The 15,769-nt window shown below is 64.0% G+C and carries 8 protein-coding genes; 3 read left to right on the top strand and 5 right to left on the bottom strand.

Going from position 1 to position 15,769, the window contains the following annotated elements; genetic code table 11:
• Positions 1–2 precede the first annotated feature (2 nt).
• The 5 genes from AC6JA9_RS34895 to AC6JA9_RS34915 form a co-directional block, all read right to left on the bottom strand.
• Positions 3–392 (bottom strand): DUF4240 domain-containing protein, encoded by a 390-nt coding sequence (locus tag AC6JA9_RS34895; RefSeq protein ID WP_141328058.1) that lies wholly within the window; start codon positions 390–392, stop codon positions 3–5.
• A 93-nt stretch (positions 393–485) separates the two neighbouring features.
• A complete protein-coding gene (locus AC6JA9_RS34900; protein ID WP_425537639.1) occupies positions 486–728 on the bottom strand; it encodes an IS66 family transposase in 243 nt (80 codons plus the stop codon).
• 127 nt (positions 729–855) lie between these two features.
• Positions 856–1,152: a hypothetical protein gene (locus tag AC6JA9_RS34905; protein ID WP_141328054.1), complete on the bottom strand. Its 297-nt coding sequence runs from the start codon at positions 1,150–1,152 to the stop codon at positions 856–858.
• Between the two features lie 53 nt (positions 1,153–1,205).
• Entirely contained in the window at positions 1,206–10,181 is an 8,976-nt protein-coding gene (locus AC6JA9_RS34910; RefSeq protein WP_228557020.1) for an RHS repeat-associated core domain-containing protein, read from the bottom strand.
• An 843-nt stretch (positions 10,182–11,024) separates the two neighbouring features.
• Entirely contained in the window at positions 11,025–11,267 is a 243-nt protein-coding gene (locus AC6JA9_RS34915; RefSeq protein WP_141328052.1) for a hypothetical protein, read from the bottom strand.
• Positions 11,268–11,356: 89 nt separating this feature from the next.
• Here AC6JA9_RS34915 and AC6JA9_RS34920 point away from each other — a divergent pair, with 89 nt between their 5' ends.
• From AC6JA9_RS34920 to AC6JA9_RS34930, 3 genes are all read left to right on the top strand, one after another.
• Positions 11,357–12,853: an SNIPE associated domain-containing protein gene (locus tag AC6JA9_RS34920; RefSeq protein ID WP_497958439.1), complete on the top strand. Its 1,497-nt coding sequence runs from the start codon at positions 11,357–11,359 to the stop codon at positions 12,851–12,853.
• Between the two features lie 235 nt (positions 12,854–13,088).
• A complete protein-coding gene (locus AC6JA9_RS34925) occupies positions 13,089–14,501 on the top strand; it encodes an L-serine ammonia-lyase (RefSeq protein WP_223781566.1) in 1,413 nt (470 codons plus the stop codon).
• A gap of 184 nt (positions 14,502–14,685) precedes the next feature.
• Entirely contained in the window at positions 14,686–15,663 is a 978-nt protein-coding gene (locus AC6JA9_RS34930) for a lytic transglycosylase domain-containing protein (RefSeq protein ID WP_408889292.1), read from the top strand.
• Positions 15,664–15,769: the final 106 nt, after the last annotated feature.

The raw sequence follows: 15,769 nt of genomic DNA on the forward strand, positions 1-15,769 counted from the left end.
CATCAGAAGAAATCCAGAGCCTTGCCAAACTTCTCGTCGAAGACCTCAACGGTCACGTGATGCATGACCGCGGGGTCTCCAAGCTCGACACCTCGAGGAATCGTTTCAGGCTGCTCGAGGACACTCGCGTAGAAGTCCCGCCCCTGGGCAACCACCCAGTACGCGATGTCCATCAAGCCATCCTCTGAGACCTCCTGTCCCAGTATCTGGTCGAACGGCTCTCCGCGGAGCACAGAGGAGGTCCTGACGAACTCCTCATGGAATCGAGCAACATCCGATTTACCCATCTCCCAGAGAATCTCTCGCAACGCGCTCGCCTGACCATTGGCGCGCCGGAGGATGTCCCAGAACCACGCAGAACCCCCATCCTCGCCAGTCAACAAAACAGCCATATTCAGTACCTCCAAAACATTCAGGCCAACGCTATCCCGTTTCCCCAAGCGGAATCGGAGCCCCCCCCGGCATAATGAACCCGGCCAACTCCTTTACGCACACCCAAGGCAACGATTGGCCCAACAAAGGTCGACGAACCATCCGTCGAGGACAGTTGAGCTTGCGGTGCGACGAGCGCGGAGATGTTCCGGAGTACCACGCGTCCAGGAGTCCTGGGTGGTATGCTCGACGCGGCACAACGCTAGGATGAAGTCGAGCGCCGTCTTGGACTCGGGCGCAGTGGAAAGCGCGTCGAAGAATTTGCGGCACACGTGCGCCCAACACTCCACTCGCACGTGCCCTCTGGCGCCGTCGCATCCTGAAGAGAACCGGCGTGCCCGCCTCTGCCCAGCACGCCGGCCCTCGGCCGGATACCATCAAGAAGCGCACTGGAATTATATCCAGAGCGCCAGACCTCCCGAGTCACACTTCACGAGCAGACAAGACCCGATCGAAAAGCGAATGAGCATATCGAACCACTTCATTCAAGTCCGAGAAAGCCACCTCATCCTGCCCCAATCCATGACTCCCACTGAGAATCATCCAGCGGCCATCGAGATGGCGCAGCACAAAAGACTCTCTCCACCCACGCACCCCATCACCTCTCTCAAAGCGAAGATCCTGCCTACTCACAAAAACAGCCGTCTCGTAGTCAAAAGGAGTAGGCCGCGCATGCAAACCCCGCTCAGTCAAAACCTGCACCACTTCATCCAAATCCATAAACACCTCCAATCCCATAAAAAGCAAAGACCTCGCGACTCCCTCCAATACACTCAATCTACTTCAAGTCCCATGGCGGACAAGTCGACCTTCTTGCCTCTAAGGTAGAAGCTCGACTTATCTTGGAAATACGTCGCGGCCTGATAAAACTCCCAATTGGTAATATTCTTCGATCCAATACCATCCCGGCCTGCCGCATAAACATCCCGGAGCGTTGTCCTCCCGAGCATCATGCCATCGAGATTGAAGTGAATCTCCTTCGAGTCCTTCATGAGGTTCCCCAACCGGACGCCCAGTTCCGTAAAATTATCAGGATCCTCTGGATAAAAATCCCAATACGTTTTCCCCTTTACGTGCTTCGCAAAACGCTGAACCAACCCATCGCGAAGGTGGTCCGGATGCTGCCCCAATCCCAGCGCAAGCCGATACCCCTCTCCTGTCTTGGAGGATGTTTTTAGAGCAGCGACTTTTCCGGCAGTGGCCCCACTTATGGCCAACACCCCCTCTATAGCTTTGCCCTTCAGATACCCTTCTCCAGCATTCAATGCGAGGCGGGTCTCGACCTCCGCCGCCTCCCCCATTGCGCTCGCGAACCTATCTCCAATGCGAGAGGCCTGCTTTGAGGCAATGGCGTCAGTAACAGCAAACTTGGCAGTCTCACCGGCGCTCTGCTTGAAGGATTCAACGACCTCTTCCACTTGGTTTCCAGCAGACCTTAGCTTTCGGACGACTGGTAGCCCAGACAGGTATTCACTCGTCCGCCCTCCAGCAACGCCAAGAGCGCGTCTCACCTGCTCAACACGCCACTCCGTCGCGCTCGTATTGCAGGCCAGATAACCGCAGACAGTCGACTCCAGTTGCCCGCGATCCTGCATGAGCCCCTGCAGTTTCGACGCAGCTGACTCACCCCTGTACTGATAAGCACTCTCATGAAGAACGCCAGCGAGCTGTTCGTCGCTGAGTTGAGCAAGTTCGGCACTATAGAACTGTCCCTGAGATTGCTTTCCGAAGTCCGTCAGCTCGACTGCCTCATATCCATTCAGATCGACATAACCCAGAGGATTTGCGCGAGCGTACACGTTTCGATGCAGACTTGGAGCATCGCTCACATCACCCTCAAAGTTATCTCGACTGATGAACCTCCCCACCTTGCCGTTGTAGTACCGGGCCCGCGCATAGGTAAGCCCCGTCTCCACGTCGTACTGATGCCCCGTGAAGCCAAGCTTGAACTCACCGGCAATGGGCGTCGAGTCTGCTCGGTAATTGCCCCATGCGTCGTACCGTCGGACTGCGGTAACAAAGCCCCCCGGCCTGGCAGAGACGCCATCTGTCACGCTGCCCAGAACATCTGAGAGCAAGAAGGTCGGGATCCCATTCGAAGTATCACTGTCTTTGACCGCCAGCGGCCCCTTTGCATAGTGATAACGGCGCTGCGGCACCCACGGGCTCTGGCTCCCATCGACCTCCTGCAAAACGAACCCGTCATCCAGGACGTATGAGACATTCTCGGAAGCCGTCTTCCGCCTGATGCGCTGAAGGTCGCTGTCGTAGTCGTACCGTCCGAGTTCCACCCCATTGTCGAACACCGCCGTCAACGTGTTCCGGACGTCCCACGCGAAGGTGCGCTCATTGTCCGGAATCTGCCCCTCAGCGGGACGCGTTGTCATTTTCGCCAGGTTGCCCGCCAGGTCGTACTCGTGCAGGACATCCAGCGCGGAGTTCTTCAAGTCCACGGACCAGCGTGGCCAGTCGACCCGATTGAACGTTGTGGCTACATTCCGAGTCAGCACCGATTCCGGCACCGACTCGAATGCATCGGGCCCAAGTCCGAGGCTCACCACTGCCGACGTCGGAGCCTCGCGCTCGCCCGTGCGGTTTCCCACGAAATCCAACTGATAGAGCGTGGTCTTCCCGTCTGGCCCTGCAACCCCCGTGAGGCGGTTCAAGACGTCATAGCCATAGGACGTCAACTCAACAGGACCGCTCGTGTTCGTTTGAAGCGACCGGCGCGACTCGGCCTGTGTAATGCGGTTCCCATTCGCGTCATACGTATACGCATAGTGACTGATCGTTCCCGACGAGCAGTCCCCGCTACCAAAGCCACGCACCACCGACATCTGGGTGAGCCGCCCAGCCACGTCATAGCAGCGGTGTTCGGTCACACCACTGGACCATTCAGTCCTCTTCAACAAGGAGTCGGGCCAGTAGTAGTAGTACACACCTCCGCTCGAAGGGAGCCCCGCGCTCGTCAACCGCCCCAGAGCGTCGTACTCGTACACCGTAGCGACTCCATCCGGGTCCACCACACGTGTGCGGTGCCCCATGGCGTCGTACTCATACGCAACCTGCTTCCCGTCGAACTGGCGCAGCCGTGTCTTGACCCGGTCAAGCGCATCGAACGTAAACGTCGTCACTTCACTGACGTCACCATTCGACGTCTTCTTGAGCTGATTCACCTGCGTCGTATTGCCCTCGCCGTCGTACAGGAAGCTCTCGGCCTCCAACGAGGGTAGTTCTCGAGGCAACGTATGCTGCGAGTAGGCCTTTTCTGTCAGCCGATTCAGCAACCCATGCGTGTAGACTGTCCGCTGCCCCTTAGGGTCAACCGTTGACGCCAGGTTCCCGTTCGCATCGTACGTGTACCGCCAGGTGAGGGTTCCCACATTGCTGAAGGGCGCGGCTCCGGCCTCGAACAGAGGAATGACGTTCTGGCGCCCACCCGTGATGGGCCTGTGGAGGTCGAGATGCTGATGCTCTGCCGTACGGAGATTCCGCGCATCATACTCGTAGGTCGTGAGATGCCCGTTGGCATCTTGCTTCGCTATGAGATTTCGCGCGGGATCATACATGAAAATATGGACAAGCGAGTTCTCGTCGTAGACCGTCAGCCTCTTTCCGAACTCGTCGCTCGAGAAAAGAGCAGACGGCACGCTCGATCGGCATTCCTCGAACAGCGAGTCAATACTCATGCCTGCTGCGCCACCATGAGGCAGCGTGGGCTGAGCATTAGGCTTCACCTCGCATTCCAGGTTGCCCATCCCATCGAAGGTACGGATGGTGACTTCGTTGAGCGCATTCTCCTCACGAACCCGACGACCCAGGTCATCGTAGGAGTAACGCATATCGAAGGCGAACCCGATCACACGGGGGCCCTTCTTCTCAATCAACTGCCCAGCAGCGTCATACTGGAATGTCGACGTCGCCGAATCCGCAGTCCCCGCGCCTGTCGTCTCAGCGAGCACACGCCCCGCGCCGTCATGGAGGCGCTCCGTCGCGTATCCGTTCGCATCCACGGAGCGCACGACATTGCTCCCCGCGTCATAGTTCCAGGACTCCTCGGCAACCGCGTCCCCTTGCCCTCGGACCACGCGAACCTTGCGACCAAGGCCATCGGAATGACTCACCGTGGGCACGTTCCGACGATTCACATACGTCTGCTTGCGCTCCGCGTCGCTGTAGCTCCAGGACTGGCTGTAGGCCGCGGACTGTCCGACGGACTCGTGATCGGTTTGGCTCACCAATCGCCCCACAGCATCGTACGAGAACCGCGTCACCTGCCCCTTCGCGTCCTTCTCCTGTCGCTTGTAGAGCGCGTCGAAGCGCGTCTCCCAGGCGTACCCTCCCGCGTCGATTCGGCGAACCTCTCGCTTGAGTCCATCCCGGTGAAGCACGGTCAGATTGTTCCGCGCATCCAACACCTCCTCTTGGACAAGACCGTCGAGCCCTGGGACATCCTGGTAGGCCCGCTGACTCCAAGTGAGCCAAATGCTCTGTTTGGAGAACTTCTCCTTGATCTCCTCGGTCCGCACACGTCCCAGCGCATCAAAGTTGAAGCGCCGCTCCAGACCGCGCGGGTCCGACGAGCCAATGACGTTTCCTTCGCCGTCGAAGGTCTGGGACTCCGACACATCCATCGGGCGAAGCACCATCGTCCGACGCCCCAGGGCATCATGAACCGTCTCTGTACGGCGCCCGAGCGCGTCGACCTGCGCCGCCACACGCCCGTAGGAGTCGTACTCCACCGTGCTCGTTAGATTGAGCGCGGGCCCAATCCCAGTCACGTCAGGCTGGCGAGACAACGGACCGCCGCTCGCGTCCACCACCGTCTGGATGACTCGGCCCAATCCATCGAAGTACCTGGCCTGAAGGAAGCCTCGAGCATTGCGCGTCCACTCGACATGCGCGCCGTCGTCGTGGACCGTCTGGGTCGTGTAGACGTGCTGGCCCGACTCCTTCGCCACCGTCTCCACCGTCGAGAGCACGCGGCCCAGACCATCATACGTCGCGCTTCGCATGCGGTGCTGGACGCCACCGGCCTCCCACCGCACCTCCGTCACATTGCCCCGCCCGTCATGGCGCCGGCGCTCCACGCGCCCGGCCGCATCCGTCAGGACCGTGGCACGCCCCAACAGGTCGTAGTCGACCGTGCTCGCGTGCCCGTTCCCATCCGCCTGCCGAACCCGCTGGCCCTTCAGGTCATACGCGGACGTCAGCGTATACCGCACCGCCCCCGAGGACTCCGCCGCCCCCGGCACCTCGGGCGTCTTCTCCTCGATGACCCGATAGAGCGAGTCCAGCAGGTACGTCCGGTCATGGCCAGACAGGTCCGACTCCCACACCTTGTTGCCCACGGCGTCGTAAGCGAACCGAGCCACCGTCCGCGTACGCCCCACCTCGTCGGCACTCCCTCGATTGGCGAGAAATCGAGGCGCATCCTCGACCGACACCCTGACCCTCACCGGACGGTCTGCGAAGTCGTACTCCGTGGACGTCTGGACACCTCGTCTGTCCGTCACCGACGTGCGATTTCCCGCCTCGTCGTAGGCGAACCAGGTCTCCAGTGGAGCCGTCAGCCCACCACCGGACTCCCGCGTGACCACCCGTCGACCTGCCGCATCCAGATCGTGCGTCCGGACAAAGTCTTCTCCAATCTCCTCCCGCCAGAGCACGCCCCCCGGAGTGAACGACATCGCGCGAACCGTCCCCGGTCCCTGGGTGTTGAGCTGCTCCTCCCGCACCACGCGGTCAAGCCCATCCCATTCCTGGGTCCGATGGCGCCCCAGTCCGTCCCACTCCGCCAGCAAGCGCCCCCGGGCGTCGTGCGAATACTCCACCGACACCGTGGAGGCGCCATTCACCTGGAGCGTCTTCGACTGCACCTGCCCATAGACGTCGTAGGCGGTTGCGCGCTCCACGTGTCCATCCGCGCCAACCGATTCGACCCAGTCACCCGTGAGCGCGCGTGTCGGACACGACGCGTTCTCGACACCGCAATACTTCCACCGCAACACCACATCCTGAGGAGACTCCGACAGCGAGGACACCGCGTCCGCACACGTCCCCACGGAGGACAGGACCTGGCGCGAAACCCGATTCACATAGCGACGCGTCTCCAGGATTCGCCCCGTGCCGAACGGCAGGAGGTCCTCGGGTGCATCCCCTGTGGAGTCGACGCGAGACACCGTCGCATACCCCTCTGGATCCACATGACAGACGAGCACATTGAAGCTCGCTTCATAGCCCCACTTCTCCACCACTTCGGAGACCACCTGCCCCTGTGCATCCTTCACGCCCGCCGTGGCCGCCACACCGGCAGAAGACGCGAGAGCACTCCCCTCGATACGACGGGCAATCAGGTTGCCCTTCTCGTCATAAGCAAAGCGCGTCACCCGCCCCCGAGCGTCTTGCTCCACTTCTCGCGTCCGATGCTGGCGGTCCCACAGCGAAGCCGTCGTGGCCACCACGCCGTCGGACACCGGCCGCTCCAGCTCCGCGACACCACCCGTGGCAATCATCCGATATCGCGTCGCGGGCACCTCCGGTCGAGGCCCCTTCACCTCGGTGGCGAAGGTGGTGAGCGACTGCCCCAGCACGGTTCGCGACTCGGGCGCGATGCTGTACGTGAACAGGGTCGTGGCCTCCTGCGGCGGCTGCGTTGAGAGCGTCTCCTGCACGGCCCTCACCCGCGTGTCCTTGTTCGTCAGGAACAGGTAGTCGCTCTCACCCGCCATCGGGGCGCTGGCATCATGGTAGGTGTAGCGAACCACCTGACCATCCGGCCCCGTGTATTGAGACATCCGCGTCCGCCCCACCTCGGAAACGCCGGTCTCGTAGGCATATGACTCCACCCTGGCCGGCGAGAAAGCCCCACAGCCCTCGTCGTAGCGCGCCACCTCAGTCAGCCGCTGCTGGTCGTCGTATTTGTACTGGACACAGACATTCAACGAGGTCAGCGCCGTGGCGTCCACGCTGGTCGCGTGATGCAACTGCACGCGATGGAGCTGAATGCGGCCCGACTGCCGCTGATGGCTCAACTGGAGCAAGCGGCCACTCGACTCGTCGTAGATGCGAGTCAGCGCCCTGTCCACGGAAGCATCGCCGTAGCGCAACGAGACCTTGTGTCCCGTCGGAGCGACGATGGACGTCAGCCGGTACCTGGCCGGGAACACCGAGGTGTCGAAGTAGCCATGCCGATACTCCACGCCCGTCTTCGAGCGGAAGATGAACTCGCGACCAGCCCCCATCCCCTCGACACGCAAGGTTCCGTGGAAGCCGCGCTGGGGCACACACCCCACGCCCTCCCCCGTGCAGTTGAACGTTTGACCGCTGCCTTCACCTCCCACGACCACGTAGCGGAATCCGCCCCCCACGGGCAGCACGGCGCCCTCGTAGCCGTGAGACCAGCCCGGCCCCAGCAGCCCCTCCTCGGCCACACCCGAGGAGTACGTTCGCGTCCACGCCAGCCCGACACCTCGGCTTGGGGACTCGACATCCGTTGCCTGTCGCACCAGATGCCCATCCACGACACTGACGCCCTTGACGAAGGTATGGGAGACGGGAAGCTTGCCCATGCTCCCCACGAGCGTCGTCAGCGGCACGGCTTTGTGGAGGGGCTCCTGATTCGGATTCTCCGGAGCCAGTGTGACGTCCACGTCCTCGGTCCCCACCGAGCCCGGAGGCACATCCACCCATGCGAAGCCATCGAGCCCCTGGGTCACAGAACCGCTCAGGGGAATCACCTCGGTGATGCCCGAGAAATTCGTGCGCACCCTCGCCGAGGCCAGTTCCGTCCCCATCCGAGAAACCACGAGGCGCCCATCGATGTAGACCTTCACCCCCAGTTTCGCGGGGAAGGCCATGGGGGACTGTGCATCCTCATCGGGAGGCTGACCCGGCGCGGGCTTCTGGGCCGAGACGAAATCCCAGGCGGGCAACATCCATTTCGCCGCCAGCGGAAGGCCCGCGACAATGAGGTCGGAGTCGGGCCGATGGACTTCGACCTCCTCGCTGGACTGCAGAACCTTCACGGGTTGAGCTCCGACGTAGTCCTTCGCGAAGACCTCGAAGCGAACCCGTCCACCTTGAGTTCCGGTCAAGATTGGAAGAATGAACTGAAAATTGCTCGCCTCGGGCAGCACGATGTCGTTGTCGGCATCTCGCTCATAACTCCCGACAGCCAACACAGCGTCTCCAGCAGCATGAGGCTGCACCGAAACTCGGACATAGACTCGGTCGGAGGTGCGATTCACTACCAACGCCCCCAAACCCGAGTCCGAGGTCAGCGACAGTCCCCCCGTCGGAACAATCTGGCCGCCAGGAAGGACGCGACGCGATGCGAGCGAGGGAGTCGTGGACGAGTTGACGCCATAGAGCGGACGGTTGCAGCACACCTGCTCAACCTGATTGTTGGCACGACGCTCGTAGACGAACCCATACGAGATGACCCGCTGCCAACCCTCAGGCAGCAGGTAGCGCTGACGAAAGACCACCGTCTTGTCGTCATCCAATGGATCCGAACCGACCTGACTGGGCGGCACGTCAACCGATGCCACCTGGACACTGCCCAGTTCGTCCAAGGTCTGGATGCGAACCATGACACCGAGCAGGTCGGGCTCATTGCCGGTCACAGGGACCCAGTCAGGAGTATTCAAGGGCCTCCGCAGGATCTGACTGACCATCTTCAGAGGAGAAGTCGTTTCGTAGGCTCCGTTGAAGTGGTGGTTGCTCGTGACCCGGTATGTATACGTCGCAGTGCTATTGACGTTGATCGAGATGGTCTTGCTGAGGGTGCCCACGGCCGCGGTGACGTAGTAGATCCCCCGGGTGGGCCCTGGGATGTAGCCGGGCCCCGCCAAACCATCGATGTCTGCCCAGTCATCCATCGCCATGAGCTGTAGCGGGCTGGTGGTATCCAGCATCTGGGGGCTCATCACCCCCTGAAACCGGAAGAAGCGCCCCGTCGTCATCGATTGGGTCCAGGACACCTTCTGATTCGTGCAGGGATTTCCGTAGCGATCGAGGATGCGCGCGAAGAGCGGCGTCCAAAGCTGAATCGCGGTTTCATGCAGGTCATTGAGGTTCGCCAGGCGATCGATGACCGCCGGAACGTCGGGCCGACCGACATGACCGAAGGGGGTTGACAGAGCGAAGGTCTCGGTGCCGTTCGTGGTCTCCGCCGTCACCAGGGTGTACCCAAGCCGCTGCATGTGGGGCGTACCCTGTCGACGAATGTGGTACCGGGCGATGTTCGTATCCGGGAGGACCCGGACCGATGCCAGGCCGTTCTCATCGGTGAGGACCGTGAGTTGCGTGGCAGGGGTCGTTCCCCCCGACACCGAGAGGAACCCTGGCACCGAAGGAGCGCCCCCCTTGAACGTCACCGGAGCCCCCAACACCGGCTCTCCGTTGGCGGTCGTCACGCGCACAGTGACGGGCTGCGGAAGTGGCTGACCGACAACACCTTCCTGAAAGTCGGTGGCGGAGAGCTTCTCGATGCGAGCGACCTGGCTCACATCATCGACAGTGAGTTGGGTCTCCCAGGCCAAGGACTTCGACCTCAACTCAAGAACTCCATCATGCGGATCTCCGTCCCGCAGCAGGAGCCATGCACGTGCGTAGCCGCCTTGCATGCGCTTCTCGAGGTCGTGGAGCCGCCGCTCGATCGACGCTTGAACGTCCGCGCGATAGGCACGCGTGGCCGCATCTCCGTCGCGCTTGGAATGGAGCTGCTGCAGGACCTCCTGCAACACTTCGCGCGACTTCTCGAGCGCACTCCTCTCGGAGTCCGACGGCCATGGAGAGTGCCAGAATCGCGTCCACCAAGGAGCCCGTTCGCCAAGGGCGTCATGGGACCTGGTCAATGCTTCGGAGAGTTCGGATTGAGCAACGTCTCGCTGCGACTCCCATACCGCACGAGCATCTTCATAGGCTCGCGTCCCGTCTTCCCCCAACTCCCTCGCTTCGGACCGCAGAAGCGGACTGGAAAGCTCGAACGGCGCGTCCTCTGCGACCGGCGGATAGGTCTTCACCCACGTCGGAGCCCTCTGCTCGGCGCGTGCGGTCATTCCCCCAAGGAGCACCAACGCTACAAGTACCCAGAGACCCGACATCATCGAGCCCCCCTGCCTATCTCTCGGTCCCAATGTCCACCCCAATCACTGACGTCTAGATTTCACACACCAGGTCCAGGCGGGCCATTCCGCACACACACCGATAGAGGCCCTGTCCTGGGTCATCAATTCGCGAAGGCGCAGAGAAGTGCGGAGCACTCCCAAGCTGACGCCCCCCTTGCAATTGGCTTTCCAGGGAAGCAGAGGCATGTCGCCTCCAATCCCACACACAAGATAGGGGTCTTGCCCCTTGCTGCCGAGAGGCCCGGTCCAGCTCCGCACGCGCTCAATCGCCAGAGTGAGCAGCCACCGAATCGGTGTCCCGCAGCATGGACAGCCGTCTACCGCGAGAGACTTCGAACCAAGGCTCCTGGACGGATGGGGCCTCCCGCCTCATCCCCCCAGGGGTGGGGACGCATACAGTTCGATGCTCATGGTGGACGGGATTCATAGGCCCCTACGAGGGACCCGCATCCTTCCCACTCAGGACTGCAGGGCCTGGAGGATGGCCTCCCGCGAGCAGTGCGCATCACAGAGCTCTCGAAACGCAGCCGGGTCGGGAACCGCGCGGACGTAGACCTCCTCGGCAACGGGACTGAGGGTGTTGTACTGGGCGGAGAGAATCGTCGGCTCCACATCCGTGAGCAGGTCGGTCCCTCGCTCGAAGACTCGGATCTGGGGAGCATGACGGAAGCGGGCTTCCACGGTGGCATTGGGGAATACCACCCGGGTGTGATTCCCCTGGTCGTCCCACAGGCGCACAGTGGGTCACCTCCGCGGACCTTGGACGCGGGGACTTCACGGGGGATACCTGTATGCAGCCTGTCGTCTGGGTCCTGGCACTCTCGAGCCTGTTGTCCCTGGGGCTCCTGGTTCGCACCGCGCTGCGCCTGCGTGCCCTCCAGGCGCGCTTCAAGCCCATTCTCGACGTGGAGGCCGAGCGCCAGCGTGTCCTCTCCGCGCTGGAGCGCACCCAGGCCGAGTCCGAGCACATGCTCGCCACCGAGCGGACCCGCGTGGCGGCGGAGCTGGCCCGGGAGCGAGAGCTCGCGGACACCGCCATCCGTGACGCCAGGGAGGAGGTGGAGCGCATCAACTCCTCCACGAACCACGCCATCCGGCTGGAGCGCACGCGCCTCGATGCCGAGGTCACCCAGGTCCGCGAGGAGAAGGCACGCCTGGAGACCCTCATCGTCACGCTACGGGCCGAGCTGCAACCGCTCGAGGAAGAAGCTGTCCTGCGCTCCTACGGCCTCTACAAGCCCATCTACAACCTCTCCTCCTCGGAGAAGTACGAGCAGCGACTCGACCGCCTCCGCGAGGAACAGAAAGCCCTGCTCAAGAACAAACAGGCCGCGTCCTGTCGCATCCAATGGGAGGTCAATGGCAGCAAGGCCGAAGGCAAGAAACAGACGGACCGCACCCTCAGGCTCATCCTGCGAGCCTTCAACGGCGAGGCCGACGCCTGTGTCGCCAAGGTCACCTACAAGAACATCAAGGCCATGGAGGCCCGCATCCAGAAGTCCGCAGAGGCCATCAACGCCCTCACCGAGATTCAGCAGTGCTCCATCGCCGAGCCCTACGTGAAGCTGAAGCTCGCGGAGCTCCGCCTCGCCCACGAGTACGAGGAGAAGCGCCAGGAGGAGAAGGAGGAGCAGCGCCGCATCCGCGAGCAGATGCGCGAGGAGGAGGCCGCCCAGCGAGAGCTGGAGCGCGAAAAGCTGGAGGCGGAACGCGAGGCCCAGCGCGACGAAGAGGCCCTGCGCAAGGCCCGCGAGGAGCTGGAGAAGAGCCAGGGCTCGGCGCAAGCGAAGCTCCTGGAGCGCATCGCCGAGCTGGAGCGGCGCGTCGTCGAGGACCAGGAGCGCCAGCGCGCCATCTCCCAGGCCCAGCTCACCCGCACCGGCCACGTCTACGTCATCTCCAACATCGGCTCCTTCGGCGAAAACATCTACAAGGTCGGCATGACTCGACGGCTCGTCCCCCAGGACCGCATCGACGAGCTCGGCGACGCCTCCGTCCCCTTCGAGTTCGACGTCCACGCCATCATCCGCACCGCGGATGCGCCCTCGCTCGAAGCCGCCCTGCACAAGACCTTCGCCCAACGCCGCGTCAACCGCGTCAACGAGCGCAAGGAGTTCTTCCGCGCCACCCTCGACGAAATCGCCCAGGCCGTGCGCAAGCACCACGGCGACTTCGAGCTGACCCGACTCGCAGAGGCCGCCGAGTACCGCAAGTCACTCGCCATGAACGAAGAGGAGCGCGGCGGTGAAGCCACCGTCATCGCCCTCCCCGAACGCTCCGTCGCCTGACGCCCGACACGCGGGTTCCAGTCCCCCAGGAACACTCCGTCCACCACAGCCGCCGCACAGCCCGCAGTCGCGACGCAGTGCGTCCTCCACGGTGACGCGCGTCATTCCACCGCGCATGCCTGCTCGGTGTCCCGACAACCCTGTTCTCCTTGGCACGCCAAGAAGTCACGCGCCTCACAGGGAACCGCGACGTCACGGTGGGACGGAAGTGGAAACGTGGCATGTTGCGCCCGCGATGGCTGTCAGCGTCTTCGACCTCTTCAAGATTGGTATCGGTCCCTCGAGCTCCCACACGGTGGGGCCCATGCGCGCGGCGCGCTCGTTCGTCGTGCGCCTGGCGGAAGGGGGGCATCTGGAAAAACTCACCCGCCTGAAGGTCGAGCTGTTCGGCTCGCTCGGCGCCACCGGCAAGGGCCACGGCAGCGACAAGGCCGTGGTGCTCGGCCTCCGCGGTGACACCCCCGAGGCCGTCGACGTCGAGGGCATTCCCGCCATCGTCGCCCGCTGGCGCACCGAGGGCCGCATCAGCGTGCTCGGCCAGCGCGACATCACCTTCCGCGACGGCGAACACCTGGTCATGCACCGCCGCCGCACCCTGCCCTTCCACCCCAACGGCATGCGCTTCTCCGCGTTCGGCGCCGACGGAGTGGAGCTGGCCTCGCGCGTCTACTACTCCGTCGGCGGCGGCTTCGTCGTCGACGAGACCGCCACCTCCGGACAGGACCCCCTCCGCCCGGACGCCACCCCGCTGCCCTTTCCCTTCCAGTCCGCCGCCACCCTGCTGGAGCTGTGCGAGCGCGAGCGCATGCCCATCAGCGCCCTCATGATGGCCAACGAGAAGACCTGGCGCTCCGAGGCGGACATCCGCTCGGGCCTCCTGCGCATCTGGGAGGTCATGCAGGCCTGCGTGCGCCGCGGCTGCGCGTCCACCGGCATCCTCCCCGGGGGACTCAAGGTCGAGCGCCGCGCGGGCTCCATGTACCAGCGCCTGCTCAGCCGCCCCGAGGCCGGCCTCACCAACCCGCTCACCGTGCTCGACTGGGTCAACCTCTACGCGCTCGCCGTCAACGAGGAGAACGCCGCCGGAGGCCGCGTCGTCACCGCCCCCACCAACGGCGCCGCCGGCATCATCCCCGCCGTGCTCCACTACTACTGGCGCTTCTCCCCCGGCGCGAACGAGGACGGCGTCGTGCGCTTCCTCCTCACCGCCGGCGCCATCGGCGTGCTCTACAAGGAGAACGCCTCCATCAGCGGCGCTGAGGTCGGCTGCCAGGGCGAGGTCGGCAGCGCCTGCTCCATGGCCGCCGGCGCCCTCACCGAGGTGCTCGGCGGCACCCCGCTCCAGGTCGAGAACGCCGCCGAGATCGCCATGGAGCACAACCTGGGCCTCACGTGCGACCCCATCGGCGGGCTCGTCCAGGTGCCCTGCATCGAGCGCAACGCCATGGCCTCCGTGAAGGCCATCAACGCCGCCCGCATGGCCCTCTCCGGCGACGGCCGCCACTTCGTCAGCCTGGACAAGGTCATCAAGACCATGCGCGACACCGGCCGCGACATGAAGGACAAGTACAAGGAGACCGCCCGCGGCGGCCTCGCCGTCAACGTGCTCGAGGTGGCCAACCTCAGCGTCGGCCTCCCCGAGTGCTGATCCACGCCCCCTGGTGAGGCCGAACATCGGCCTGATGTCTGCCGTCACCAGGGCGTGAGCCGCCCGCGCTCGCGCCTCCCAGCAACATCCAGGGTTTGCCCGCCGCCCTCCTCCCCGGAGGCGCTGGCACACGCGCTGCTATGGCCTCCCGGGTCGCCACACTCATTCCCCCGAGGCCTCCGCCATGAGCATCGCGCCCCTGCAGAAGACCGCCGTGTCCGCCCCCCAGACCTCCGCGCTGCGCGGCGCGGAGACTGGCGGCTGCATCCGCCCCACCACGCCCCAGCGGTGCGGCACGGGCGGCCCCGGGCTCCAGCAGGACGGCTTCGACCTGGGCTCCCCCAACAAGGCCCACCTGGGCAAGCTGCTCGAGAGCACCCTCTCGGTGATGAACACGCTGGTCCAGGTCGTCTCCCAGCTGTCCGCCCAGGGCGGCGCGCAGGGACTCCAGGGGGGACTGCAAGGCACCAAGCCCGGCACGTCCCCGTTCGACACCAGCGGCTTCTCCGCCGCGCCCGCGTCGAGCGGCCGTCCCCCGCTGGACCTCAACCCCACGCCGACGGGCGCGCCGTGCCTCCCGCCGCCTCCCCCCAGCATCGGCGACGCCTCCACGCCGCCCTCCAGCTTCGGCACTTCCCCGCTGACGCCGCCCACCAGCACGGATTCGGTGCCCACCGAGGGCTCGGGCAAGCTCGGCGGCAACCTGCCCCCGGGCCTGGAGAAGTTCCGGAGCGCCATCGAGTCCGCCGCCGCCAAGACGGGCGTGCCCGCGGAGATGCTCGCCGCGCAGATCTGGCAGGAGTCGCGCGGTGACCTCGCCGCCGTCACCACCAACGGCGGCAACGGGCTGACGGACACCGGCCTGATGCAGGTCAACCCCAACACCTTCAAGGAGCTGCAGGCGAAGCACCCGGAGCTGGCCGGCAAGGACCTGTCCGACCCCGCCACCAACATCCTCGCGGGCGCCTGCTACATGAAGGACATGAAGGAGCAGTTCGGCGGCTGGGACCTGGCGCTGCGCGCCTACAACTCCGGCCCCAACGGCGTGGACAAGAGCAACCCGGATGCAATCCCCGCCGGCACCGGTGACGCCACCTACGTGCGCAAGGTGAAGGACTTCATGAACATCCTCTCCACCGGCGAGGGCTCGCTGCCGGCCTGATTCCACGCGGCTCCCCGAGCGACCCGAGACACACGGGTCGCTCGTCACCAGGTTGAGACACGGCTCGGGGCCGCTCGTTCTACAGCAAGCGTCTGACATGCCCTGA

This window comes from Myxococcus sp. MH1 (assembly GCF_059738865.1).